The sequence below is a fragment of the Nitrosomonas supralitoralis genome, from assembly GCF_003011925.2.
GTDB classification, from domain to species: Bacteria; Pseudomonadota; Gammaproteobacteria; order Burkholderiales; family Nitrosomonadaceae; genus Nitrosomonas; species Nitrosomonas supralitoralis.
In genome coordinates this window covers 1-25,098 of record NZ_PXXU01000050.1, presented here as the reverse complement: position 1 = coordinate 25,098, position 25,098 = coordinate 1, and the positions used below count along the sequence as shown (strand labels likewise).

Here is a 25,098-nt window from a genome sequence, read left to right as displayed (position 1 = left end):
GTAGCAAAAGCATATGCCAATCGTTGTGTCATAAACAGATACCCATTGTCATAGTGTGATCGTTCAGTGGGAATTACATCCGCGCTTTTTCTGTTTCTGAACCCAAATATCAACTTCAATACAATTTTGAATCACGCAATTTTCAGTATCAATGCATAATAAATTGGTTGAATGAAACTTGCGGATTAACCTGAACTCTTAAACAGGAAAATATGCTGTGAGCCACTCTTTGCTTTCGTTTCTAGCGTTCTTGCCACTTCTGCTGGCTGCGGTACTGCTGGTTGGATTCAACTGCCCTGCGCGGCGCGCAATGCCGCTAACGTTTGTTGTAACCGTTATGATTGCACTGATTGTCTGGGAAATGCCGGTCAATCGAGTGATCGCATCAACTCTACAAGGCTTGATTCTAACCGTATCTATTTTATGGATCATTTTTGGCGCGATACTACTGCTCAATACGTTGAAACATTCCGGTGCCATTAGCACGATCAGGCATGGTTTTTCCAACATCAGTCCAGATCGGCGCGTACAAGTCATTATCGTAGCCTGGTTGCTCGGCTGTTTTGTTGAGGGCGCTTCGGGATTTGGCACGCCTGCGGCTATTGTCGCACCTTTGTTAGTCGCTCTGGGTTTTCCAGCGCTGGCGGCAGTGATGGCGGGAATGATGGTGCAATCCACGCCGGTATCGTTCGGCGCCGCAGGTACGCCGATTGTCGTTGGCGTAAGTGGTGGACTAGACCAGACAGGCATCACCGAACAATTAATCGCGGCAGGCTCCGATTGGGAAGATTTCTATCGCTTGATTTCAAGTGAAGTTGCCATAATTCATGCTATGACCGGTGTATTGATGCCACTGCTGATGTGTATGATGTTGACCCGTTTTTTCGGACGCAACCAATCCTGGTTGGAAGGACTTGCGATCGCCCCTTTCGCTATTTTTGCCGGACTCGCTTTCGTTGTTCCTTACGCATTGGCAGGCATATTCCTTGGGCCGGAATTTCCATCGATCGTTGGCGCACTGGTCGGATTGATCATCATCGTTCCTGCGGCCCGAGCCGGTTTCCTGATACCCAAACAATACTGGGATTTTCCTGCCGCCAAAGATTGGCCGACAGAATGGATCGGCAGCATCGAAATCAAGTTGGAAAATTTGACAGCAAGATCCACTGTTACGATGTTATCGGCCTGGCTGCCCTACGCATTGCTGGCAATCTTGCTGGTTCTGTCGCGGATAAACATTGATGTGAAAACGTTATTAAGCCATCATCTGGGATTCAATTGGATCGATATATTGGGTGAAGAAGCCATTTCCGGAAGCATCGAATTCTTATATTCACCCGGAGGCATTATGATGTTCGTGGTTTTGGCGACATTTTTTCTGCATCGCATGCAATTCAGTGAGATTAAAGCCGCAGTCAGGGAGTCTTCGCGTACCCTGCTCGGAGCCGGATTCGTGCTGATTTTTACCGTGCCAATGGTACGTATTCTAATCAATTCCGGTGTCAATCCGACAGATCTGCCAGCAATGCCCCAAGTGATGGCACAGTGGGTTGCCGGTAGCGTGGGGAATATTTATCCATTTTTCGCTCCTGCTGTCGGTGCACTGGGTGCGTTTATCGCCGGGTCCAATACCGTATCAAATTTAATGATGGCGCAATTTCAGTTTGATAGTGCGCGATTGATCGGTGTATCCAGCGCCTTGCTGGTCGCCGTGCAAGCGGTGGGTGCCGCTGCCGGCAATATGATCGCCATCCATAATGTGGTTGCAGCGTCGGCCACAGTTGGTTTGTTAGGTCGTGAAGGAATCACCATCCGCATGACCATCATTCCAACGTTATACTACTTGATCGCAGTTGGCGTCATCACGTTGATTGCAATCCATGCCTTGGGTATAACCGACTCCCTCATGTAAATCAAAATGGCTGCAGGTGAATTGATTTGAGAGATATTATGACCAAATTAGTAACACATTCGATTCAGAACTGGTATTTATTATCGAAAAAAACATAAGCGACAGATAAGCTGCTGGCCTTGATAAATTAATTTTAGCTCCACTCTATAGTCCGCTAAAAGATATTCTGGAGCAGGAAGAAAACTCACTCACACCATTTCTTCTATACTATGCGTGATTATTAAAATAAATTTCTTTCATCTACTATTATTAGCGCTATGGATTTATTGACTCAAGGATTGCTAGGCGCCACGATGGCTCAATCGGGTGCGAAACAACAGGAAACACGGATGGCAACCGGTATCGGTTTTCTGGCGGGTATTGCAGCGGATATTGATATTCTGATTCAATCTGAGAATGATCCGTTGCTGAATATTGAATTTCACCGCCATTTTACCCATTCGCTGTTTTTTGTGCCGCTGGGTGCCTTGGTTGTTGCGCTGCTGTTGTGGCCTTTTTTGCGCAAACGTTTACCTTTTGCTCGCTTGTATCTATTTGCTTTTCTCGGGTACTGTTTGAGCGGTGTGCTGGATGCGTTTACCAGTTATGGCACACATCTGTTATGGCCATTGAGCGATGAGCGCGTAGCGTTAAGTATTATTTCGGTATTGGATCCAGCTTTCACTATGATTCTGCTGATCGGCGGGATGGTGGCATACAGGAAATACAGTCATAACGCTGCCCGTGTCGGATTGATGTTCGCAGCGGTCTATTTGTCGTTTGGCTGGATGCAGTTGCAACGCGCAGAAACTGTCGCTGAATCACTGATTGCAGAAAGAGGGCATCAAGCAGAGCAATTGCTGGTAAAACCAACGCTTGCCAATTTGCTGTTATGGCGCTTAGTTTACGAGTATGAAGGCAAATTGTATGTGGATGCGATTCGCGTCGGGTTATTCTCTGAACCTCGCATTTATCCGGGAGAATCCATTGAAAAATTTGTTATGGAACGTGATTTGAGTGCACTACCGGCGTCTTCGGTACTGGCGCAGGATATTGCACGTTTCAGCCATTTTTCTGCGGGACTGTTGGCAATTCGCCCTGAGCAGCCGAATGTGCTCGTTGATGTACGCTATTCGAATTTACCAATGACGCTAGCGCCGCTATGGGGTATTGAGATAGATTCGGAGCAGCCGGATCAGCACGCAAAGTATATGCTTTATCGCGACTCATCCAGTGCTACGCGCGAAAAATTTATCACTCTGCTGCTGGGCGAGCATTTATTAGACTAAACAGATTGCCGTGAATCATCGAAAAATAAATTAATCCCTCGTTATATCTGCTTATTTGCTCCATCAATATTGCGCCGCAAATAGTTTTTCAACGAATGAAATGAATTTTTCCCAGTTAAAGGCATTCATCAATTGTATGTTTGAAAAAATAACATGACTCGATGGCTTACGCACCTTTTCCTTGGCATTGTGGTTGGCTCGGTGGGAGTCATTGTTCATCTATCTCCTGCAGGGTTATGGATGGAAGAGAAATTTGGCTTGTACGGGTTATTTCATGTGCGCGGAGCAATAACAGCACCTGATAATGTCGCTGTCGTTGCAATTGACCAGCCATCCGCATCCCGGCTTAATTTACCCATGACTCCGCGATTATGGCCGCGCGATTTGCATGCACGGCTTATCGAGCAGTTAACCCAGGCCGGAGCACGCACCATTGTATTTGATCTTATTTTTGATACGCCCAGTACAATAGCTGAGCATGATGAGAAACTGGCGTTTAGCATGAAAACAGCGGGGAATGTCGTGCTGGTGGAAAGATTGGTCTATGAAGATACTGCGTTTTTCGCAGGTGCAAGCGAACAAAATTATAGTCGGGTTGTTAAGGAAGGATCTATTCAACTCCTGCCACTTATTGCTGATGCGGCTCAAGCTCATGCGCCTTTTCCGTTACCCAAGATGGATAGGGTCAATAATTATTGGGTTTTTAAAACTGATGCCGGCGATATCCCTACGCTACCAACTGTCGTTTTACAAATCTTTGCACTACCGGTTTATGAGGATTTTGTCAGGTTATTGCGGACTATTAATCCAGCTTATGCAGCGCAGCTGCCAATTAAGGAAGATGCATCAGATATTGAAGATTTAATTTTTACCCTGCGTGATCTCTTCCTCAATACGCCTGGTCTTGTACGTCATTTGAAAATTGAACTCAATCGCGATGCTAGTATGAATTCCTCCCAAAGAAATATTCTCCACGCATTTCTAGATGTATATTCAGGAGACGACATACGTTATTTGAATTTTTATGGCCCTCCACGCAGCATCAATACCATACCCTATCATCAAGTCTTGTATCCTGATGAGAATGAGGTTGCCAGACAATCAAGACCAATGAATTTTGAGAATAAGGTTGTATTTGTCGGATTCTCTGCAGCCACTCAACCGGAACAGGATATTGTCCGGGATGATTATCACACCGTTTTCTCAAATCCAGATGGGCTTTACATTAGCGGTGTCGAAATTGCGGCAACTGCTTTTGCCAATTTACTGGAAAACAAATCCATCAGACCGTTCCCTCAAATGGGTAGCTTAGGCATTTTATTTTTAATAGGCCTCGGTTTGGGCGTGATTTTTATGATCTTACCTAATCAAGGCGCGGTCGTGGCCAGCTTTGTCCTGATTTTTCTCTATGCAGGAAGTGCCTATTACTTTTTCAAGGAAATCAGTATCTGGTTGCCTCTCATCACCCCGGTTTTTTTGCAGTTGCCGATGGCTCTTTTTGGCGCAATATCACTCAAATATTTTGAAGAAAAACTTGAAAGCCAGCAATTAAAGAAAGCTTTTGGCTATTTTCTCCCTGATCGTGTCGTTAATGATATTGTAAGAAACTCAGGGGCCATGACATTAAATAATCAACTCGTGTATGGTGCCTGCCTTGCTACGGATGCCGAATCATATACCGCGCTTGCAGAGAAGATGGAGCCGCAACAACTCGGTCGATTAATGAATAGTTACTACGCTGTTCTATTTGACCCCGTCAAGCAGCATAATGGTACGGTTTCTGATGTGGTTGGTGATGCCATGCTGGCCATATGGGCCAAAACTTCCGCTAGCACCGACTTACGAAAGGATGCTTGTCTCGCGTGCCTGGATATCGCTGCCGCCATTGAACGCTTTAATCTCACTGCTAATCAGCCACGATTACCCACCCGCATGGGATTGCATTTCGGTGAAATGTTACTAGGCAATATCGGCGCACTGCATCATTTTGAATACCGCGCGGTTGGAGATATCGTCAATACCACTAGCCGTATCCAAGGCGTGAATAAATACCTGGGCACTCATTTGCTGGTATCGGGAGAAGTAATCACGGGTTTAGATGAATTTCTGGTCCGCCCATTGGGAGATTTTCTCCTGACTGGAAAATCTACCCCCGTTAACTTGTTCGAGCTTGTCACGCACAAGCAATCAGCCAGTCAGTTACAATTGTGGCTGTGTGATACCTTTTCCTGCGTGTTAAGGGCTTATCAGAACCAGCAATGGACTGAGGCTTGCGATGGTTTAAATGAAATTCTGAATCTGGTCCCAGGGGACGGTCCTTCGAAGTTTTTTTTAGACAATTGCAAGAAATATAAATTAGCACCCCCAGACGATACATGGAATTCAATCATATGCATTGAATCCAAATAATCGTAAAATTTTCACCCCCAAGAACTATTTTGAGTTTTGCGTTCGAACTACATTTTCTTGTATGCATGCACACACTGGATAGTGTGCAATTTGTTTTCATAACACCAATATTCAATATTAATCGCCAGGTTATATCGCAATCTGGCGGCCGGGTTATTTCTTTCGTATAATCAAATCACTGTTAGAATCAGGGTTGCGAATACAAATTTCTTACGACTCTAGGCTACGCATTAGAATGCATTCCAGAATACGGAACCACCACAAAACATAATAATGAAAATGTCCCGGAGAGTTGAGTCTGATTATAGATGCCGGGATGCGTCGGCAATCTTACAATTAGTAATTCTTTTCCTGATGTTCCTGGGCCATATGAATAGCGCACATGCGACTGGAGCTTGCGAGTCTGAAGTAGGTCGGCTTATTTCAGTCCAAGGAATCATCGAATTACGCCGTGCCAATGAACAGACCTGGAGAAAAACGGCATTGCATAGTGTTGTTTGCCTCGGAGATAGTGTTCGCGCTCGCTCGCACAGCCGGGCTGCACTGTTGTTAAACAATGCCAGTGTGGTACGACTGGATCAAAAAACAAGCATGACATTTCCCAAACCAGAAAACAACAGCGCGACCTTATTACTGGAATTATTTGCCGGTGCAATCCATATCATTACCCGCACACCTAAGCCATTTAAAGTTAGAACCCCTTTTCTTACCGGTGGTGTTGAGGGTACTGAATTTTTAGTGGGTGTTGATGAATATAGTACGCAACTGATCCTGTACGAGGGGAAAGTGACGGCCACTAATGATCTGGGAACTATTGTATTGGCCAATCATGAAGCGGCTATAGCTAGTCGAAACAACGTCCCGAAGAAAATAAATCTTATTAATCCAACAGATGCCGTTCAGTGGGCTTTGTACTATCCGGCCATTATCAATGTTCAACTCGAACAGTTAACAACATCACTATCTGCACTGCCGGAATTAAAGCAATCCATTGAATTCTACTGGCAAGGAAAAGTTTTTGAAGCATTATCCCAACTTGATAACATTGAATTACCGTATTACCCTGATAATCTTATGCTATACCGGGCCAGCCTTTTATTGACAGTCGGTCAGGCCCAGGAAGCCAAAACAATGATTGAGGAAGTGCTCGTGAAACAATCCGGCAACAGTGATGCATATGCATTACTGGCCTTGATCGCGGTTGTACAGAATGCCAAAGAGCATGCGCTTGAATTAGCTACGCACGCAAACGCATTGAATGCAAGATCTGCATCAGCGAAACTTGCGCTTTCTTATGCGCAACAAGCATATTTTGAAATCGAACAAGCGTTGGTGAGTGTTCTGAAAGCGGTAACGATAGAGCCGGAAAATGCTTTAGTATGGACAAGACTTGCTGAACTGCACATGTCTGTTGGTGATCTGGACCACGCGCTTGAAGCAGCACAACAAGCAGTCAATTTAAACCCTGATATTGCCAGAACACAGACGGTTCTTGGCTATGCACATTTATTGCAATTTCGTACTCAACTCGCGCAAACTGTTTTCTCCCATGCCATTTTGTTGGATCAGACGGACCCTTTGCCAAGACTGGGCCTGGGATTGGCACTGATTCGTGAAGGCAAGCTCGAAGCGGGTCGCGTTGAATTGGAAATCGCTGCAAGTCTGGATCCAGCGAATTCGCTCATTCGCAGCTACCTCGGCAAAGCTTACTTTGAAGAAAAACGCTATCCGCTGGCCAGCACCCAATTCGATCTGGCCAAAGAACGCGATCCGGAGGATCCAACGCCCTGGCTGTATGATGCAATTCAAAAGCAAACTCAGAATCGTCCGGTAGAAGCACTGAAGGATATCCAGAAATCGATCGAATTGAACGATAATCGCGCAGTTTACCGATCCAGGCTATTGCTGGATCGTGATGAAGCCGCCAGAGGATCAAGCCTGGCAAGGATCTTCGAGAACCTTGGATTTGAGAAACGTGCCTTGATGGAAACTGCAAAATCCTTAAGCTTTGATCCCGGGAACCATTCGGCTCATCGGTTCTTATCCGATGCCTATGTTAATGTCCCACGACATGAAATCGCTCGTGTCAGCGAATTGTTGCAAGCGCAGTTATTACAGCCGATCAACGTCAATCCGGTTCAACCGCATCTGGCCGTGGCAGATCTCAATATCATTACGGGAACGGCGCCGTCGGCCATAGGTTTTAACGAATTTTCACCACTCATGGAACGTAATAAGGCTCAGTTGGTTGCTTCCGGGATTGTTGGCAATAACAGTACTCTTGGGAATGAAGTGGTGGCTTCTCTTCAACGTGACAGAGCTTCAATCAGCCTGGGACAATTTCATCATGAAACGAATGGATTTCGTCCTAACAATGATCAAAGTCATAATATTTACAATGTCTTCTTCCAGTATGCTTTAACCCCCAGACTTAATATACAAACCGAGGCTCGCACACGTACATCAGAGCATGGAGATATTCAGCTGAATTTTTCTAAGTTCGGTGAAGATGGATTGAACGGTAGATCGTATTATCGCAGGGAATTGAATGAGCAGGTTGCGCGATTCGGCGCAAGGTACTCTATTTCATCCAGCCAGGAATTACTGTTTTCTACAAAGTATATTAATCGTGAAGAGCGTTTAGCTTTCAGTAAGATTGAAGATCCTCTCAGACTCGATTTGTCGGGATTGCAAATCGAAGCTCAGCACTTATTCCGGGAAAAATTCTTCAATTCAACCATGGGTGGAGGAACATATGATTTCGGAGGTATCTATGATCGTAATACGTTCTATGCCTATACCAACGCCCATTTGCCTGGAAAAATTACGACAACACTTGGATTGAGTTACGATGCATTTAGCAGCACGGTTAATACCAGGATAGACAAAATCAGTCCGAAGATTGGCTTGCAGTGGGATATGACTGATTATTTTAGATGGAGAGTCGCTTGGTTTGAGACTACAAAATCTCACATTATTGCGCAGCAATCGTTGGAACCTACGCAAGTCGCCGGATTCAATCAATTCTTTGACGAACCGAATGGGACTAGAGCGCGACGTATGGGTATCGGTTTTGATGCGCGCGTTTCGGATAAGCTATTCAGTGGTTTCGAAGCGTCTGAGCGTGAGGTGAAAGTACCCTCAGCGCCTGCAAGTGAAGAGATTCTGTCGAAACAGAATGAACAATTATATCGCGCCTACCTTTATGGGTTGCCACATACCCTTTGGGCTATGCGGGGCGAGTTTCAATACGAAAACCTCGCGCAAAATGGCGCAAATACGATTACCAATCCGGATCAGATCAAAACGATCAGCATGCCGTTGAGTATTGAGCATTTTCATCCGTCGGGGTTGTTTACCAGATTCACCGCAACTTTTGTCAAACAAGATCTGTTTCTTCATGGTGATTATGGCAGAACACGAGAGCCTCAAAAGACTGCTTCAGGCATTGATTCATTTTTTTTGCTGGATTACGTCATTGGTTATCGGCTCCCCAACCGCAGGGGAATTATGAGTTTGGAAGGAAAGAATCTGCTGGATGAAGAGTTTTTTTACAGAAACAGTTATCTTAATTTATCGGAACCTGTTAATCCGATTTTTCTTCCGACACGCACAATTTATCTAAAGCTAACCATGAATTTTTAGCAAGAATGCTGACTATTAATATTTTATGTTATTTTGGAGGAAGCTTATGGCAATGACGGGACATACCACATTCGATGCGTCGCTAAACCCTGTTAAATGTTGTGCCCACATAGAAACAACAGTACCCGGTCAACCAACTACCGATTTTCATGTATATGCAAATGCAAACACCGCCATCCAATATCAAAATACCTGGTATTTTTTTTCCTATGATCCCACACAGCCGAAGCCTAAACGCTGCTGTGTCTATTATGCAAAACAAGTGACTATCGGTGGAACGATAAGATATGTGAAGGACAGTAATCGTTTTTTGTTTGGTGAAGATAAAACACCGTTGTAGTCGCCGCTGAGTTTTGGGATGCATGCTGTCAATAAAGGAGTCTATGTAGTTAGGCAGTCACAAAGATTATTTGGGGTTGATTATATTTGCATTAATAAAATTAATTGCTTGATCAAGTGTGAAGTCCTGTTAACAGTTCATTACAACGCTGTTCTGCTAGCATGACGCGATTCTCTTAATCTGATTTCTGCCTTTAAATGATTCTAGAACTTAGTTGGCGATGCAATACAAGAGACGTTGTGATAAGAAACAAATATGTGGTTATGAAGCGTAATGGTTTATCAGGAATATCCGGTATTAACTTGTTGCCTCGATAACCCCCAATATTGACAAGATTAATGAGAAAATATTTTGGTGCTGAACCTTCCTGGGGGTGTCTCCGATGCGGTTCCGAAAAAACAATCAGCAGGTGTATGTGGTCTTGGCCGATGCAGAAAGTAAGCACCCGGGGTCATAAAAACTTGCAATAAGGTTTATCATGCTATTCTTTATTCAATTTACAGACGATCTGAATGGAACCAGTCTATTTCGACCACAATGCCACCACTCGCGTCGACGACGCTGTGCTAGAAGCCATGCTGCCGTACTTTCAACAGGAGTTCGGAAACGCTTCCAGTCGTCATGGTTATGGCTTGAACGCGCGACGGGCAATTGACAAGGCGCGTAAGCAGATAGCCGATGCGGTAGGGGTGCAGCCAGTACAAGTCATTTTCACCAGCGGTGGCTCGGAGGCGAATAATTTATTTATCCGCGGCGCAGCCGATAGTTTGAAACCAGGCAATCTTTTCATCAGCTCGATTGAGCATCCTTGTGTTTTGAAACCGACCCAGGCACTGTCTCGCCGCAGCTGTGACGCGTGGGCAATGCATCAGTTGGCGGTTAATGCATCCGGGCAAGTGGATTTGGAAGCAGCCCGTAACGCAATGCAGGAGCGCCAACCGGGATTAGTTGCAGTGATGCTGGCCAATAACGAGACCGGCGTGATTCAAGATGTTGCCAGCGTTGCCGAATTGGCGCGTTCGCATGGCGCTTATGTACATACCGATGCGATCCAGGGATTGGGGAAAATTCCGGTTGATTTTTCGGCACTCAAAGTACATGCGATGACACTCTCCGCGCACAAGGTTTATGGTCCCAAAGGCGCGGCAGCTTTGATTGTCGACAAACGATTGTTATTAAAACCGCTGATTTATGGTGGCGGACATGAAAGTGGATTGCGTTCCGGGACCGAGAATGTACCTGCTATTGTAGGTTTTGGCGTAGCGTGCGAATTGGCGCAGGCACGCATGGCCGAAACCGCGCAGCATGTCACAATATTGCGGGATCAGTTAGAAAAAGGGTTAGCTGCTATGGGTGCAGTAATTTTCGGCGGTGCGGCTGAGCGCATTCCAAATACTTGTTATTTCGCGTTGCAGGATATTGAGGGTGACACGCTGGTGGTTAAATTGGATAAAGCTGGTTTTGCCGTCGCTGCCGGAGCTGCATGTTCCAGCGTGAATCCGGGACAAAGTCATGTGCTGAATGCTATGCAGGTTGATCCGATGCTTGCACGCTGCGCGGTGCGCGTCAGTTTGGGGCGCAGCAACACGCTGGAACAAATTGACAATTTCTTGCGTGCTACGCAGCGCATTGTTGCAGAATTGAAGCAGATCAGCAGTGTTTCTTTTTAAAGAGAACATCTCTAAATCCAAACTTGGTTACAATGCTGCATCGCTACTATCATTGCTTGGCATGGAAAGCACCTTAGAATCAATTCATCTATGACGAACAAAACCACGAAACCGATCAAAGCCATCATTTTGAGCGCCGGGCAGGGTCGCCGCTTGTTGCCGCTGACCGAGAATATGCCGAAATGCTTGTTGCCGGTTTCCGATAAACCTGTGCTGGCCTGGCAAATCGATGCTTTGTTGGCAGTGGGCGTAAATGATATTACGATTATCACCGGCTTCCAGGTGGCTTTGATTGAGACATTGTTGCAACAGCGCTATACCAATCATCCCAGGATCAAAATTCTGTTCAATCCTTTTTATGAGGTGGCGGATAATCTGGCAAGTTGCTGGATTGCACGCGCCGAAATGGATGGCGATTTTTTACTGCTAAATGGTGATACCGTTATCGAATCGGCGTTATTGAGCAAAGTCTTGAATTCAGAATCTGCGCCTATTACACTGAGCGTAGATGATAAAGATATTTATGACGCCGACGATATGAAAGTACAGCTGGACATCGATCGGTGGGTGAAGCAAGTCAGTAAAATCGTACCGCCGCATCAAGTCAACGCGGAATCAATCGGTTTAATTTACTTCCGTGAGCAAGGAGCATACAGTTTTCGTAATGCTGTGGAAGTGGCTTTGCGTCATCCGGCGGAACTAAAATCATGGTATTTGTCGATTATTGATCGTCTGGCCAAGCAACGCTTGGTGAATTCTTGTTCTATCAAAGGGTTTCGCTGGTGCGAGATTGATTTTATCGAAGACCTGGCTCGAGCGGGTATTATTTTTAGGGAGTAAATTCGTATGATGCAGAATTCGGCTCCATCAAACTATAACGCCACCATGCACAAGTTTGGTGCACCGCAAACGATTATTCGATCATATCAACACTGGTCAGTGTTATTGCGGCCGGCGCAGGTTACGCTGGGTGCACTGGTTTTAGTTGCACAGGAACCAGCCAAGGCTTTCTCGGATCTTAGTGTGGCGAGTTTTACTGAGCTACATGAAGTAACCCGTCATATCGAATTGGCGCTAACGCAAGCTTTTCATCATGACAAAATCAATTATCTGATGCTGATGATGGTTGATCCGGATGTGCATTTTCATGTGCTGCCGCGCTATGCCCAGCCAAAGTCATTTGCCGGTATGGAATTTGTCGATGCAGGTTGGCCAGCTATGCCTAGTTTGAGTCAAATCAACAATACGAACACAGATATCAATCAGCAGATTATGGAACACCTTCGAACTTACTGGCCGTAACTGTAATGATGCGAGACGACAAGTGACTGAACAAACCACCGAACAAAACGCACCTTACGTCAAGGAATTTCCACTGCGGGAAGCGCATCATCTGGTGCGTGATCTGATGACGCCGAATCCGTGGATTTATTGGATTGATTTTCTGTTTCATGCCACGCTGGGTTGGGTCGCTTTTTTTACAGCATTGTTTTCTCCGTTTCTTTCACTGTGGCAATTAGGCAGTTTTGTGATCGCTGTGCTGGCGTTGTACCGCTCGGCGATTTTTGTGCATGAACTTGCGCATCTGAAAAAAGGCACGTTTCAGAACTTCCGTCTGGCATGGAATATCCTGAGTGGAATTCCATTCATGATCCCATCGTTTACATACGATGGCGTGCATAATGATCATCATAAGCCGGATGTGTATGGCACCAGCGCAGACGGTGAATACCTGCCGTTTGCGACGCATAAGCCCGGAGAAATGGTGGTGTATGTATTATTGTCGTTGCTGATCCCGATCTTGTTGGTGATCCGGTTTGTTGTATTGACGCCTCTTTCTTATCTGTTGCCCCCGTTGCGCAGAATTGTGTGGGAGCGTGCATCGTCATTGACGATTGATCCGAATTACCGGCGTGCTAAAGATGCTGTTCGCAACGACCTCAATTGGCGGCAGCAAGAAATCGCAGCCTGTTTGTTTGGTGCGACTGTTATCGCGCTGGTGATATGGGAAGTATTGCCATATTCGGTGTTGATACTTTGGTATTTGGTCGCAGTGACCGTGTTTGTCCTTAATTCATTGCGTACACTCGCTGCTCACGCTTATCGTAATCCCGGTGACCGCAAAATGACATTGGCCGAACAGTATCTGGATTCGATCAATATTCCAGGTAATTTCCTGATTACGCCGCTGTGGGCCCCGGTCGGTCTGCGTTATCACGCTACGCATCATCTTTTTATGAGTATGCCATACCATAATCTCGGCAAAGCCCAGCGCCGTTTGGTTAATAATTTGACAGATAATTCGCAGTATATCAAAACACTACGCAGCGGATTATGGCCTGCTCTCAAACAAATCTGGCGCGAATCCTCTGAAGCAGCCAAAAATTCTTCACAGCGACAAAGCCGTTAATGCTAAAAATCATCCGAACGGTAAAAAATTCCCGTCAAGGCATGACAAAGTTGGTGCTGTTACGTCACGGACAAAGCTTTTCGAATCGCGACAAAAGATTTACCGGTTGGAGTGATGCGGTGCTGACCACGAAGGGCGAGCAGGAAGCTGAGCAAGCCGCTTATTTGCTGAGACAGGCAGGTTTTACATTTGACTTGTGTTTTACTTCTGCATTGCAGCGCACCATTATGACATCCCGTATCGTGCTGGCGGCCATGCAGTTGGATATTCCAGTGCATCAAACCTGGCACTTAAACGAACGGCACTACGGGGCACTCGAAGGTATGGAGCGCTGGCCTGCGATCAAGCAATTCGGTATTTGGCCGATTCTGGGTTGTCAAATCAAATTTGATGCTTCTCCCCCGAGTTTGAATAAAGAAGACTCCCGCTATCCGGGCAACCAGCCAAATTATGCCAATATCGATCCCAATCAACTGCCAACAGGAGAGAGCATGCAGCAAACTTTGGCGCGTCTTGAGCCATATTGGCGGAACACGATCAAACCGGAAATCAGGCAAGAAAAACACATCCTGATTGTATCTCACCGTAATACCCTGCGCGCGTTGATGATGCTGTTGGACCATCTCACGCCTGTGCAGGTCATGAAGTTGAAACTGGCTACCGGGCGGCCCTTAGTGTACGAATTGGATCAGCAATGCAATGCCATGCGGCACTATTATGTCGATTAGCTAGTTAAATGGGTGTTTTGATTCATCATGCCAACCATCCACAGCTTTGCTCCCATTGCAGGTATACATGCAAAAATTCTGATTCTCGGCAGCATGCCTGGTGAAGCTTCGCTTGCGGAGAATCAATATTACGCGCATCCACGCAATGTCTTCTGGCCTATCATGGCGCCGCTGCTGCAAATCCAAGTAAATACCTCCTACGAAGAAAAAATTATCGCACTGAAATCTTCGCCTATCGCGCTGTGGGATGTGCTCAAATCATGCAGCCGCACTGGAAGTCTTGACTCAATGATTGATACTGAAACACAAATCATCAACAATTTTGCAGCCTTTTTTTCACTACACCGAGAAATTACCCATGTATTTTTTAATGGAGGTAAAGCAGAAACCTGCTTTAGGCGCAACGTCATTCTAGACAAGGATTCAGGAGCGATAACTCTGTCGCGTCTGCCTTCCACAAGCCCGGCGAATGCCAGACTATCATTTGATGCTAGATATAGAATCTGGCATCAAATGATTAAGTTAGCGTTAGAGGCGCATGCACCCGCTGCTGGATAAGGCAATGCAAAATACTTGACGACGAAGCCCAGGATGCGTTTTACTTACACGCTACAATACAGCAACCGCTAATTAAAATTTAACTGAAAGGAATTCATTCGATGAAAAAGATCGTGATTATTGTGCTCATTATTTTTGCTGCTGGGTATATCAGCTTAATGGTTCAGTATTTCTAGACCGTACAGAAAATATTCAAATTGCATTGTCCGGGGGAATGCAATGTGTGCAGCATCATGCATACAGGGGATTCTGTTACAAATGACACCTCACAGTGCATTAAAATTGTATGTTTATTTGCCGTGAAATTAATAGCTGCACGGATTTCACCGTATTGCTGTACGCCGGTACCTAATGCATGCCGTTGTTTAAAACACATTGCCTGCTTTTCATTTTATTGGCTGCTGCAACCATTACTTCCCATGCTTGGATCACCCAATATGAACAAACTGGATCTGAACTTTTAACCGGATACTGGAAATACAAATCTTCCGAGAGCAGTAGAGTAAATAGTACAAGCACTGGATTACATCTTTATTCCAATGATGCAACAACTATAACCAGTATCCACCAAGACATTCCAATGGTTGCGCCTGGTTCGATCCTGTCGCTATCCGCCGACATGAAATGCAATGATGTCCGGACGGGCGAAAAACCTTGGAATCAGGCCAGACTCCTGCTGTCGCAGAATGATGGAAGAAAAGACCGCTGGGATCTGCCATCCGTAGTAGCGTCACTGACTGGAACTCAGGATTGGAAAAATTACCAAGGTATTTTTACTGTTTTACCGGGAACTGAAAGAATCCAGGTAATCGCACAAGTAAATCAAACTATCGGAGCGCTCCAGATAAACAATATCCAGCTTTATCCAGTAAGCGAAACCCAGCTATTTGCAATGGCCAGAAACATCACGCTATTGGCATGGAGCGCTTTCTTCCTGTTGTTGATTGGATCATGTCTATTAATCAAAAGAAATATCCTTTTGCGCCTGTTATTGGTTTTTGCTTTCGCCTTCATCATCATCGGAACAACCCTGCCGGGAGATGTCAAGAATCAAGTATCCGATGAAGTATTAACCCAACTTCATGCCCAAAGCGAACCCCATAAAATCGCTATCCTATGGGATTTATCCAAGATTTGGCATTTTTGTTCTTTTTTCTTGTTTGGTTTGATTATTTGTTTGATGATGACGCAGGTATCACTCTTCCAGGTGACAATTGTTATTATTCTCCTGGCTGGTGGTACAGAGCTTGCGCAACTCTATATTGGTGGCCGCACTCCGCTTGTCACAGATTTTTTTATTGATGCAGCGGGTGGTATTGCCGGTATGATTCTAATCTGGCTTGCTAAGATAAGGACAGATAATCATTCTTCTAATACCGATATTGCTTGTAAATGATAATATATCAGAATATAAAGCTGACAAAATAAAAGTATCTACGCTCAGTATTTCGTTTGCACGCGGTAATTAAGTACCGCAGATCCTTCTGCAGGCACCTCTACTTTCCACACAGCCATGTTGCTGACAGGCTTATGATGCGGCTGATTTTCAGAAATGATTTTCCAGTCCCCGGGAATAGGTTCTTGAATTATCACTGTAACTGTTTCCTTTTTCGCGTTCTTGAGTGTAATCTCATAAGCGCTCTCAAAGCGATTAATACTATTATTACCAGTGCTTAGCTGTTTAAAATCGGTTTGTTTCTTGGCTGCTGTCACATCAAACGATTGACCCAGTTTCAATCGGACGGTCTCATTGATCGGAGTGTGATCAATCCAGTCTTCACCGACAAATTGGGCATTACTCATTTTGTCACGTTTATAAACACGTATCGTACCTTTGGGCAAAGGTACGCCTAGCCGCACCGATTCTTTATTGTGAAATTGCACAAATACGCTTACCTTCAGTTTCTGCCCGAGATCTCCATAACGAGAAGCATAATAGTAATCGTTGCCGACCAAAACAAGCTCCTTGTGGATGGGTACATTGACGGCACTGAGCAGCGCAACTTGTTTGGTCTGATTCTCAGCGAGAGTGGTCAGCCTATTCAGGCTGTATAAGTGATATTCCATCAGAGACTCCTGATTCATCGACACTTCCGCAGCATCAAATGCTGTTTTGGCCCGCATTGCCATGGGAGTGGAAAGTGATTGCTGTACTCGGTTAATATCACCTGCTACCAATTGCAGTTTTGCCCGAGAGTAATGGGTTCCGCTAGTATTGGTCAGCGTAACCCAGCCGGATAAATCCATTTGATCATCGGCATCATTCAGTTCTGCCACATAATCCGCTTTCCAGGACAAGCCGCTGGTCAGATAACTGAGTTCTAACTCCTGCCTTGCCTGCCCGTTTCGATCTCCTTTAATCACCAATGTAGGACGGTCGCGCAAGTTGCTCGGTACATTCTTAAAAATTATCCGACCGGGAATGCCAGTCTCAATTCGATCGGCCATTTTTAACACGACACCATCGCTGGTAGCCAGCACCACTGCATTTTCCCTGCTTTCTACACCGGTAGCCGGATTGATTTTAATGATTGTCACCGTTTGCCCAATATATTTGTTGAGTAAGCTTTGTGGCGTCAGCAGATCAAAATTAAAATTCTGCTCAACCACCATAATACTGCCCGGCTGACTGACACTACGCAGCAATGCGGTTTCCGGTCGCATTTGCGCACTGACATCACGCCATGCCAGATTAAAATCACGGCTGACCAGATCAACCTGGCGCAAATCCTTAACAAGAGCTAAGTCATTGTTATAGATAGTAATAGCTACCGACTTCTGATCTGAAAGGGTACTCAGTTGCTCTCCGGTTTCTGCATTTGCTACTGAGCCACAAAGCAATAGTGCGCAGCTAAGGGGCAACAAAGCCTGGCTTGTGATGCGTTTTAAAGTATTCATGATATGCAAGGCCTGCAGATGGGTTAAAGTGAGCCCAGTTATTCAATCAGTGAGAGTGGTTCAGATTTCTCTTTCAGGAATGCGCCAGATATAGAAAGCTAAAATACTTCCAATCACAATTAGCATAATCTTTTGCCACAGCTCAGGCACGATTAGAATAGAACTGCCGAATGATAGTGACATCAGCAAATAAGCCCAGCGTTTGACGCGACGCTGGATACTGTGATAAATATTCCATTCACGAATTATCGGACCTGCTATCCGATTTTCCAGCAGTTTACGATGAAAGCGCTCTGAACCGCGCGCAAAACAGGCAGCGGCGAGAAGCACAAATGGTGTGGTTGGTAACACCGGCAAGATCGCCCCTAGCGCGCCCAGAAGTAATGCCAGAAAACCGGCGCTCATATACAGGATGCGTACAATCGGTGAATCATGCAAGCATAACAGATCAACTGTTTGCTCTTTCGCAACTTGCTGTTTATCAAGGTCTGTTTTTCTCTGCTCCGATGCGTGCATTTTTATTGTGCGTAATGTTTGTTGGAAAAATATTTGTTGTTGATAACTTAATTAAGTTCAACCCAAAAAGCAATCATCATTCCAGTCGACTACAGATTATGGATTATATTAGCAGCTATAATAGCAATGGCTAATTAACCAAATTAACAATTTTATTTTTTTCTTGAGGGAATCATGCGTAATATCAAAACACTAATTAATTTAAGCTTCATGTTGCTCACATTGTTAATGCTATCCCACACGGCATTTGCTTATAAAGAGCATGCAGTTGCAGACAGTTCCGAGTTGCAAAAGATTGACACCAAAGTCGGCACGGGCGAAGAAGCCGAAATCGGAAAAACAGTCAATGTACATTATACTGGATGGCTCTATGATGAAGATGCGCCCGACAAAAAAGGCCCCAAATTTGACAGTTCATTTGATCGTAAAGAACATTTTTCATTCATGCTCGGTGCCGGGCGCGTCATTAAAGGATGGGATCAAGGTGTTCAAGGCATGAAAGTAGGAGGGGTCCGCACTTTAATTATTCCGCCATCGATGGCTTATGGTGCACGAGGTGCCGGAAACATTATTCCGCCAAATGCTACCTTGATTTTTGAGGTAGAACTGATTGGTCTGCAAAAAGATGCGCATTATTAAGATTTGTGCTTCGTTCGACCGTTAGACAAATATTGTAAGTCGAGCTATTGGGTTAGCTGTTTTATTGCTTCCGAATAGCTCAATCTGCCTTTCAGTTCTTAAATCCATTAATCTCTTCGGATTTATTTTGCCGCCTCTTGGGGCGTGACGGGTTGCAAACCAGCGACTTGAAGCGCATATTATACTTACTTCGCGCGGCTTGCGGTTGCGAGGCATTTTAATCAGCCTGCGCGTTTCACAAACCCGCCGAGAGTGACAGGGGAACTGCTATGAATACGACCACACCGCAACGTTTCATTCGACGCAAACGTCTGGGCATCAGTCTGGGCGTGATAGCCATCCTGGTTATTCTATTGGTAGCACTGAGCTATTTCTGGTTGCCCGGTTATGCAAAATCTCAGCTCGAGATACGTCTATCAGAGCTCCTGCAGCGTCCTGTCACGGTAGCCTCAATTGAAATCAAACCGCATAAGCTGGAATTGATCGTTCATGGTTTTCGAGTGGGCGTAAAAGATAATATCGGCGAGCAAGATGAAACGCTGTTTTCCTTTAACAGGCTATATATCGACCTCAGTTTCGAGTCGCTGAAGCAGCGTGCGCCGGTCATAACAGCCATCGCTGTGACAAATCCTCAATTTCGTTTGGTTCGAGACAAAAATGATCAGCTAAATATTTCTGATTTATTGGAGAAATTCAAGCAACCGCAACCCGCAGATGAGGAAGAAGAGAGTGGCATCAGATTTTCCATTAGCAACATCACGATCGAGGAAGGGCATTTTGAATTTCTTGATCGGCGCATGCAGACTGAGCAGCAAGTTACTGAAATTAATCTAAGTATTCCCGTTGTGGCTAATTTTGAAAGTGCACTGGCACACTGGATAGAACCACACTTCAGTGCAAAGATTAACGGCTCACCTTTTTCACTGGAGGGTAAGCTGCGTCCATTTGCAGTTCCACAGGAAGCAACATTGGCGTTTAAATTTAATAAGATAGATCTGTCCGAGTTTAAGCGATATGCGCCCTTGCCTCATGGGATCAAGCTACTTTCAGGCTATCTGGACAGTGATTTGCTCCTTACATTTACTCAGGAACCGGACCAGGCGCCCGGCATTACACTAACCGGCAATTCGATCTTGCGGCAATTATCCATAGATGATAATACGGTGGTAGCGCCCTATCGAACTGTTGTAAAAAAACTGGACATTGCACTGACCCAGGTGGATTTGATGAGTGAGAAACCCTCGCAGATTAAACTGAAGATGGACCAAGTCGAATTAACGCGTGAAGGCGAAAGTGAACCTGCACTATCACTCGCTCAGTTGATTATCGACCGCATACAAATCAATACAAAATCGCGTCGGATTGCTTTGGGAGAAATGACTCTGGATCGCTTGAACACGACTTTGCGACGGGAGATTGACGGAACAATCGATTTAACTCGGATGTTCGAGCCTGCGGACGCAACAGCTCAGACTCAACCGCAAGTTCGAACAAAGATTCAAGCACAAAATAACATTCCCATTCCAGGCAGAAAACCGGCATATCCCGATACCGAGATTAAGATCACTGAGAAAAAATCGACGCAAAGGAATTCCGTTCCTCCAGTTGATCAAACGAACATAAAAGAGTCGTCCAACAGTAATGAGGCATCCTGGACAACCCAAATCAAACGCATAAAACTCAAGGCAACTGCGCTGCGTTATGAAGACCTTACAATGACAGAACCCACACCCATGGTTGTGGATGCTTTGGATCTTACGTTAGATAACATTGATCTGAGTGGCGTCCAGCCATTGAATCTATCATTGCAAGCACAAGTCAATCAACGCGGCCAGATTAATATCGACGGTTTGCTGGGATGGGCGCCGCTGGTAACTGATCTAACCCTGAATCTTGATAACGTTGATCTGGTGTCCTTACAAGGTTGGGGCGGTGATCAATTGACTGCCTTATTGACCAGTGGCGATATTTCCTTTGACGGTACTGTTAAAGCGCAGGGTGATCCATTGAAAATTCAGTTAAGTGGACAGGGGAATCTGGCCAATTTCAACGTGTTTGATCCAAAAACCACACGTGATCTGCTGCGTTGGAAAAAACTGGATATCAGCGGTCTGAATTTTGACAATGATCCGCTCAGCGTGGATGTTAAATCAATTAAATTAAGTGATTTCTATGCACGCATGACGATCCGCCCGGACGGCAGCCTCAATCTCAAGCATATCGTGCGGCAGGATATCCCGCTAGAGCCACCTGCTGCTGATGCACTCCCTGTGGATACTCAGCCAATTCAGCCCAATGAAGCCGCATCCGTTCGTATCGATAACATTCTGCTGCAGCAAGGCAGTATTCATTTCAACGATCGGTTTATTAAACCGAATTACCACGCCAAATTATCCGCGCTGTCAGGTCAGATTGGCCCATTGCATACCGGAAAATCCGGAAAAATCGATATTCGGGGAATGGTAGGAAACAATTCACCGCTGAAAATCAGCGGCACAATCGATCCATTTGGCGCTGAATTACAGATGGATATCGTAGCGCAAGTTAAAGAAATTGACTTGCCGCCCTTCAGTCCTTACTCTGGAAAATTTATCGGGTATGCGATTGAAAAAGGCAAGTTGTCTGCAGATGTTAACTATCAAATCCAGGATGGTGCTTTATCAGCTGACAACAAAATCTTTCTGGATCAGTTTACTCTTGGTGAAAAAATAGAGCGTGAAGATGCCACCTCCCTGCCGCTCAACCTGGCGATTACTCTACTTAAGAACCGCCGCGGTGAAATTGACATACACCTGCCGCTCAAAGGATCGATTAATGATCCTGAATTTAACCTGGGTGACATTATTTTCCAGGCTTTCGTAAATCTGATCACCAAGGCGATTACTTCTCCCTTTGCATTATTGGGCTCAGCATTTGAAGGTGGCGAAGAATTATCCGAGATTACCTTCATCCCAGGTTTTGCAACTATCGAAGACGAATCCCTGCAACGTTTGCAAACCTTATCCGAAATTTTAAATGACCGTCCGTCTCTGGATCTGGAAATTTCCGGCCATGTTGATCCAATCGCTGATCATGAAGGATTGAAACTTGCCATGTTGCAAAACAAAGTGAAAGCTCAGAAATTAGCCGAAGATGTCAAAAAAGGTATCGCCACTGAGACTATTTCAGATATGTCCTTAACCTCGGAAGAATATAGCGAATATCTTGAAATGGCTTATAAAAAAGAAGATTTCGAAAAACCGACCAATATCATTGGCTTCACCAAAAGCCTTCCTGATGCGGAAATGGAGCAACTCATGCTTGAGCATACAGTGATTCATGATAATGACCTGGAGGTGCTGGCAGAAAACCGCGCCAACGCGGCCCGTGATTGGTTGATCAAGAATGGCGGAGTTGCCAGTGAGCGAATATTTGTCATCAGCCATGAAGCTGAAGTAGATGACCAGAAAGCAGGTAGCCGGGCAGAGTTCTCATTGAAGTGAAAGCGGTTTGAATTGTATTAATTCCGATGATTTAAGCTGCCCACTTCCTGCATGGCTGGCGTAATCCAGTATCCGGTAAAACACTTCATCGCATTTTTCGCGAAATAGCACACGATCGTAACTTTCCGGCAGGTTGTTATCCAGCACTTGTTCAACGGTGGAACGGACAACCCGTTGGGTTTGCGTATCCTTGTGCCAATCCTGCACCAGCACCCTGGGGTGTTCTTGCAGCAAACGATGCAACAGGGATTTTGCCGCCAGTTTTACTTTCTGCGTTTCGTCCTGCGTCATCCGCTCCTTTCTCAGCAAATCGAACAACTCCAACTCGTCTTCGGTCAGTCCTTCACGAATATGACGCTCGTCTTCCGCACGTAGATCTTCGGTGAATTTCATTAAATCTTCGTAGTAATTTTCGGTCGATGAACCGCCGCTGTTGTAATTTTCGATAATCTGCTGCAAACGTTGTGCAAAAGTGCGCGTTGCATTTTGCTGCAGCATTAATTCCAGTTTATGTTGCAGGAAAGCGCGCAAATCGGCAATTTCGATGTGCTTGTAGGTTGCCTGTTTGAATTCCTCGCGCAATTTGTCGAAATTGATTCTGCTCAGATCCCAGGTCCTGCCTTTCTGAACAATCTGATATTCCGGCGCATTCTGTCGCGTCTTGGGCGTATCCGTGCTATCCACCACCACGCTCTCATCCAGCAGCCGGAACAATTCGGCTTTCTCCTTGACCGGCGGTTCATCTTGCTCGTTCTGCCCCTGCGCGTAATCACGCAACGCCAGTTTCATGTTGCGGAACACATTGTAGTAATCCACAATCTCGCCATTGCATTTTTCCACCTGGTTGATTTTCCACGAAGTCACACGATTGGCACGAGCGATGGTCTGCATCAAGGTATGTCCTTTCATCGGCTTGTCGAGATACAGGGTCGAAACCGTAGGCGCATCAAAACCGGTCAGCCACATCGCGCAGACAAACACCAGTTGCAGCGGATGTTCCGGGTCTTTGAAGTTGTATTCGATATCGTGGCCGTGTGGGTCGATCTTGTTCATGCGTTCGCGATGCGGTTTGAAGTTGAGTCCCTGCCCCGCGAATTTCCTTTCTTCATCCGCGTCCTCGCTAACAATCACCGCCATTTCAACCGACCGCATGTAATCGACCTGCTGTTTTAATCGCCGCTTCTCAATATCACTGGCGGATTTTGCGATCGTGCCGAACAGGCTTTTGATCTGCTCTTTCCACAGTCGCTGCACCTTATCGTACATTTTCACGGCGGTGAATTTATCCACCGACACCATCATGCCCTTGCCCAAGTAGCCGCGTCGGGGAAAGTGATACACCATATCCTGCGCAATGACCTCCAGCCGGGCATCGCGCTTGATCACTTCGATTTCCTTGGAGAAACGGTTTTCCAGCTTGATCTGCTGCGCTTCATCCAGATTTTCGTCTTCCAGGATCTGGTAAAACTCCTCGCTTAAATCCTCGTTTTGGATCAGTACTTCCGGCACCCGCTTCTGGTAAAACAGCGGCACCGTCGCGCCGTTATCCATTGATTGCTGGAAATTGTATTCCGACACATAATCGCCGAACCATGCGTTGGTCTTGCGTTCGCGTCCAAGCAGCGGCGTTCCGGTAAAGGCAAGAAATTGTGCATTGGGCAAGCCTTTGCGCATGTTTTCCGCCAACGATTTGTATTGCGTGCGGTGCGCCTCATCGACGATGACGATAATATCGTCACGCGCCGACAATTCCGGATATTCCTGTCCTTGCGGCCAGCGGAATTTCTGGATCAGCGTGAATATCACACGCTTGCTCTGCCCGAGAAACTTGAGCATTTCCTCGCCGTTTTTGGGCTGAGCGGCCTCGGCCTTGCCCACCGTTCCGGCATGCAGGAAGTTGCGGTAAATCTGTCCATCCAGATCGGCGCGGTCGGTGATTACCACGAACGTAAAATTCCCGGTCTGCTTGCGGAAGATTTTGCGCGCATAAAATATCATCGAAAAACTCTTGCCTGATCCCTGCGTATGCCAGAACACGCCGAGCTTGCCGGCCCGCTCATCACGCCGGAGGAAAGCGCCATACGCGCGGTTTACGCCGATGAACTGGTGATTCTGTGCGATGATCTTGGAATGATTCTGATAGTAAAGAATGAAATTTTCCAGGTAATCCAATAGCCGGTGCGGTGGCAGCAAACCTGCGATGACGCCCTCCAGACTGGTGCCCTGTTCGCGTATTCGGTTGCGGTCGATCTTTTCCTTTTCATCGTCGGCGCGCAACCAGTTGAAAAATTGCTCCCACTCCGCGGTGATGCTGCCCACCTTGGATTCGATTGCGTTGGACAGCACGCAAAAAGTATTGGTCAGAAAAAGCTGCGGAATTTCCGCCTGGTACGTGGTCAGATTGTCGTCAAACGCGCGCGCAGTTTCACATTCGAGTTTTTCAGTTCGATGAACACCAGCGGAATCCTGTTCACGTACAGCAACACATCAGGACGGCGGAAACCGCGCTCGCCTTTGATCCAGAGCTGCGTCACGGCCAAAAGCGATTGTTTTCCGGTGCATTGAAATCCAGTAGATACCACTACTGTCCCGTTAACTTTCACAGCAAGTCCATCTGGCAATT

General features: G+C 45.9%; 18 protein-coding genes. 14 read left to right on the top strand and 4 right to left on the bottom strand.

Translation table 11 applies throughout. The annotated features are described in order from the left end of the window. Nucleotides 1–217: 217 nt before the first annotated feature. The 12 genes from C7H79_RS13435 to C7H79_RS13380 all read left to right on the top strand — a co-directional run bounded on the left by C7H79_RS13435 (nt 218) and on the right by C7H79_RS13380 (nt 16,336). Nucleotides 218–1,912 (top strand): L-lactate permease, encoded by a 1,695-nt coding sequence (locus tag C7H79_RS13435; protein WP_106707758.1) that lies wholly within the window; start codon nt 218–220, stop codon nt 1,910–1,912. Nucleotides 1,913–2,169: 257 nt separating this feature from the next. Further along, nucleotides 2,170–3,180 carry a metal-dependent hydrolase gene (locus tag C7H79_RS13430; RefSeq protein ID WP_106707757.1) on the top strand — a complete coding sequence of 337 codons (1,011 nt, stop codon included), beginning with the start codon at nt 2,170–2,172 and terminating at the stop codon, nt 3,178–3,180. 153 nt (nt 3,181–3,333) lie between these two features. Next, nucleotides 3,334–5,589, top strand: coding sequence for a CHASE2 domain-containing protein (locus C7H79_RS13425; protein ID WP_106707756.1), 2,256 nt, complete (start codon nt 3,334–3,336; stop codon nt 5,587–5,589). Between the two features lie 369 nt (nt 5,590–5,958). Then, entirely contained in the window at nt 5,959–9,234 is a 3,276-nt protein-coding gene (locus C7H79_RS13420) for a FecR domain-containing protein (RefSeq protein ID WP_242447299.1), read from the top strand. Nucleotides 9,235–9,280: 46 nt separating this feature from the next. Beyond that, a complete protein-coding gene (locus C7H79_RS13415; protein WP_106707754.1) occupies nt 9,281–9,574 on the top strand; it encodes a lipocalin/fatty acid-binding family protein in 294 nt (97 codons plus the stop codon). Nucleotides 9,575–10,086: 512 nt separating this feature from the next. Then, nucleotides 10,087–11,244, top strand: coding sequence for a cysteine desulfurase family protein (locus tag C7H79_RS13410; protein WP_106707753.1), 1,158 nt, complete (start codon nt 10,087–10,089; stop codon nt 11,242–11,244). A 90-nt stretch (nt 11,245–11,334) separates the two neighbouring features. Continuing rightward, the gene (locus tag C7H79_RS13405) at nt 11,335–12,084 is read left to right on the top strand and encodes a phosphocholine cytidylyltransferase family protein (RefSeq protein WP_106707752.1); all 750 of its coding nucleotides are present in this window, start codon (nt 11,335–11,337) and stop codon (nt 12,082–12,084) included. A gap of 6 nt (nt 12,085–12,090) precedes the next feature. Further along, nucleotides 12,091–12,546, top strand: coding sequence for an HIT family protein (locus tag C7H79_RS13400; RefSeq protein WP_106707751.1), 456 nt, complete (start codon nt 12,091–12,093; stop codon nt 12,544–12,546). A gap of 22 nt (nt 12,547–12,568) precedes the next feature. Beyond that, nucleotides 12,569–13,654, top strand: a complete 1,086-nt coding sequence (locus C7H79_RS13395; RefSeq protein WP_106707750.1) for a fatty acid desaturase family protein — start codon at nt 12,569–12,571, stop codon at nt 13,652–13,654. Further along, the gene (locus C7H79_RS13390) at nt 13,654–14,382 is read left to right on the top strand and encodes a 2,3-bisphosphoglycerate-dependent phosphoglycerate mutase (RefSeq protein ID WP_106707749.1); all 729 of its coding nucleotides are present in this window, start codon (nt 13,654–13,656) and stop codon (nt 14,380–14,382) included. The genes C7H79_RS13395 and C7H79_RS13390 overlap by 1 nt, the downstream gene beginning before the upstream one ends. Before the next feature lie 27 nt (nt 14,383–14,409). Further along, the gene (locus C7H79_RS13385) at nt 14,410–14,940 is read left to right on the top strand and encodes a DNA-deoxyinosine glycosylase (RefSeq protein WP_106707748.1); all 531 of its coding nucleotides are present in this window, start codon (nt 14,410–14,412) and stop codon (nt 14,938–14,940) included. A gap of 355 nt (nt 14,941–15,295) precedes the next feature. Continuing rightward, nucleotides 15,296–16,336 carry a VanZ family protein gene (locus C7H79_RS13380; protein ID WP_106707747.1) on the top strand — a complete coding sequence of 347 codons (1,041 nt, stop codon included), beginning with the start codon at nt 15,296–15,298 and terminating at the stop codon, nt 16,334–16,336. Between the two features lie 44 nt (nt 16,337–16,380). Here the strand turns inward: C7H79_RS13380 and C7H79_RS13375 are convergent, their stop codons facing one another. Together C7H79_RS13375 and C7H79_RS13370 are read right to left on the bottom strand one after the other, a co-directional pair. Then, complete coding sequence (locus C7H79_RS13375) at nt 16,381–17,838, bottom strand: DUF4139 domain-containing protein (RefSeq protein WP_106707746.1); 1,458 nt, start codon at nt 17,836–17,838, stop codon at nt 16,381–16,383. 60 nt (nt 17,839–17,898) lie between these two features. Next, nucleotides 17,899–18,354, bottom strand: coding sequence for a YbaN family protein (locus tag C7H79_RS13370; RefSeq protein WP_106707745.1), 456 nt, complete (start codon nt 18,352–18,354; stop codon nt 17,899–17,901). A gap of 174 nt (nt 18,355–18,528) precedes the next feature. Here C7H79_RS13370 and C7H79_RS13365 point away from each other — a divergent pair, with 174 nt between their 5' ends. Both C7H79_RS13365 and C7H79_RS13360 read left to right on the top strand, forming a co-directional pair. Beyond that, complete coding sequence (locus C7H79_RS13365) at nt 18,529–18,993, top strand: FKBP-type peptidyl-prolyl cis-trans isomerase (protein ID WP_106707744.1); 465 nt, start codon at nt 18,529–18,531, stop codon at nt 18,991–18,993. A gap of 269 nt (nt 18,994–19,262) precedes the next feature. Then, nucleotides 19,263–22,475, top strand: coding sequence for a DUF748 domain-containing protein (locus C7H79_RS13360; RefSeq protein WP_106707743.1), 3,213 nt, complete (start codon nt 19,263–19,265; stop codon nt 22,473–22,475). On the opposite strand, the gene C7H79_RS13355 is transcribed toward C7H79_RS13360, so the two are convergent. Together C7H79_RS13355 and C7H79_RS18990 are read right to left on the bottom strand one after the other, a co-directional pair. Further along, entirely contained in the window at nt 22,464–24,839 is a 2,376-nt protein-coding gene (locus C7H79_RS13355) for a type I restriction endonuclease subunit R (protein ID WP_242447300.1), read from the bottom strand. The genes C7H79_RS13360 and C7H79_RS13355 overlap by 12 nt on opposite strands. Nucleotides 24,840–24,871: 32 nt before the next feature. Then, nucleotides 24,872–25,098: type I restriction endonuclease (locus tag C7H79_RS18990; RefSeq protein ID WP_242447298.1), on the bottom strand; the 227-nt coding region annotated here is incomplete at its 5' end.

Bases quoted from the DNA above. Each gene is read 5' to 3' on its own strand.
- C7H79_RS13430 (WP_106707757.1), top strand. From the start codon at position 2,170: ATGGATTTATTGACTCAAGGATTGCTAGGCGCCACGATGGCTCAATCG.
- C7H79_RS13425 (WP_106707756.1), top strand. From the start codon at position 3,334: ATGACTCGATGGCTTACGCACCTTTTCCTTGGCATTGTGGTTGGCTCG.
- C7H79_RS13420 (WP_242447299.1), top strand. From the start codon at position 5,959: ATGAATAGCGCACATGCGACTGGAGCTTGCGAGTCTGAAGTAGGTCGG.
- C7H79_RS13415 (WP_106707754.1), top strand. From the start codon at position 9,281: ATGGCAATGACGGGACATACCACATTCGATGCGTCGCTAAACCCTGTT.
- C7H79_RS13410 (WP_106707753.1), top strand. From the start codon at position 10,087: ATGGAACCAGTCTATTTCGACCACAATGCCACCACTCGCGTCGACGAC.
- C7H79_RS13405 (WP_106707752.1), top strand. From the start codon at position 11,335: ATGACGAACAAAACCACGAAACCGATCAAAGCCATCATTTTGAGCGCC.
- C7H79_RS13400 (WP_106707751.1), top strand. From the start codon at position 12,091: ATGATGCAGAATTCGGCTCCATCAAACTATAACGCCACCATGCACAAG.
- C7H79_RS13390 (WP_106707749.1), top strand. From the start codon at position 13,654: ATGCTAAAAATCATCCGAACGGTAAAAAATTCCCGTCAAGGCATGACA.
- C7H79_RS13385 (WP_106707748.1), top strand. From the start codon at position 14,410: ATGCCAACCATCCACAGCTTTGCTCCCATTGCAGGTATACATGCAAAA.
- C7H79_RS13380 (WP_106707747.1), top strand. From the start codon at position 15,296: ATGCCGTTGTTTAAAACACATTGCCTGCTTTTCATTTTATTGGCTGCT.
- C7H79_RS13375 (WP_106707746.1), bottom strand. From the start codon at position 17,838: ATGAATACTTTAAAACGCATCACAAGCCAGGCTTTGTTGCCCCTTAGC.
- C7H79_RS13370 (WP_106707745.1), bottom strand. From the start codon at position 18,354: ATGCACGCATCGGAGCAGAGAAAAACAGACCTTGATAAACAGCAAGTT.
- C7H79_RS13365 (WP_106707744.1), top strand. From the start codon at position 18,529: ATGCGTAATATCAAAACACTAATTAATTTAAGCTTCATGTTGCTCACA.
- C7H79_RS13360 (WP_106707743.1), top strand. From the start codon at position 19,263: ATGAATACGACCACACCGCAACGTTTCATTCGACGCAAACGTCTGGGC.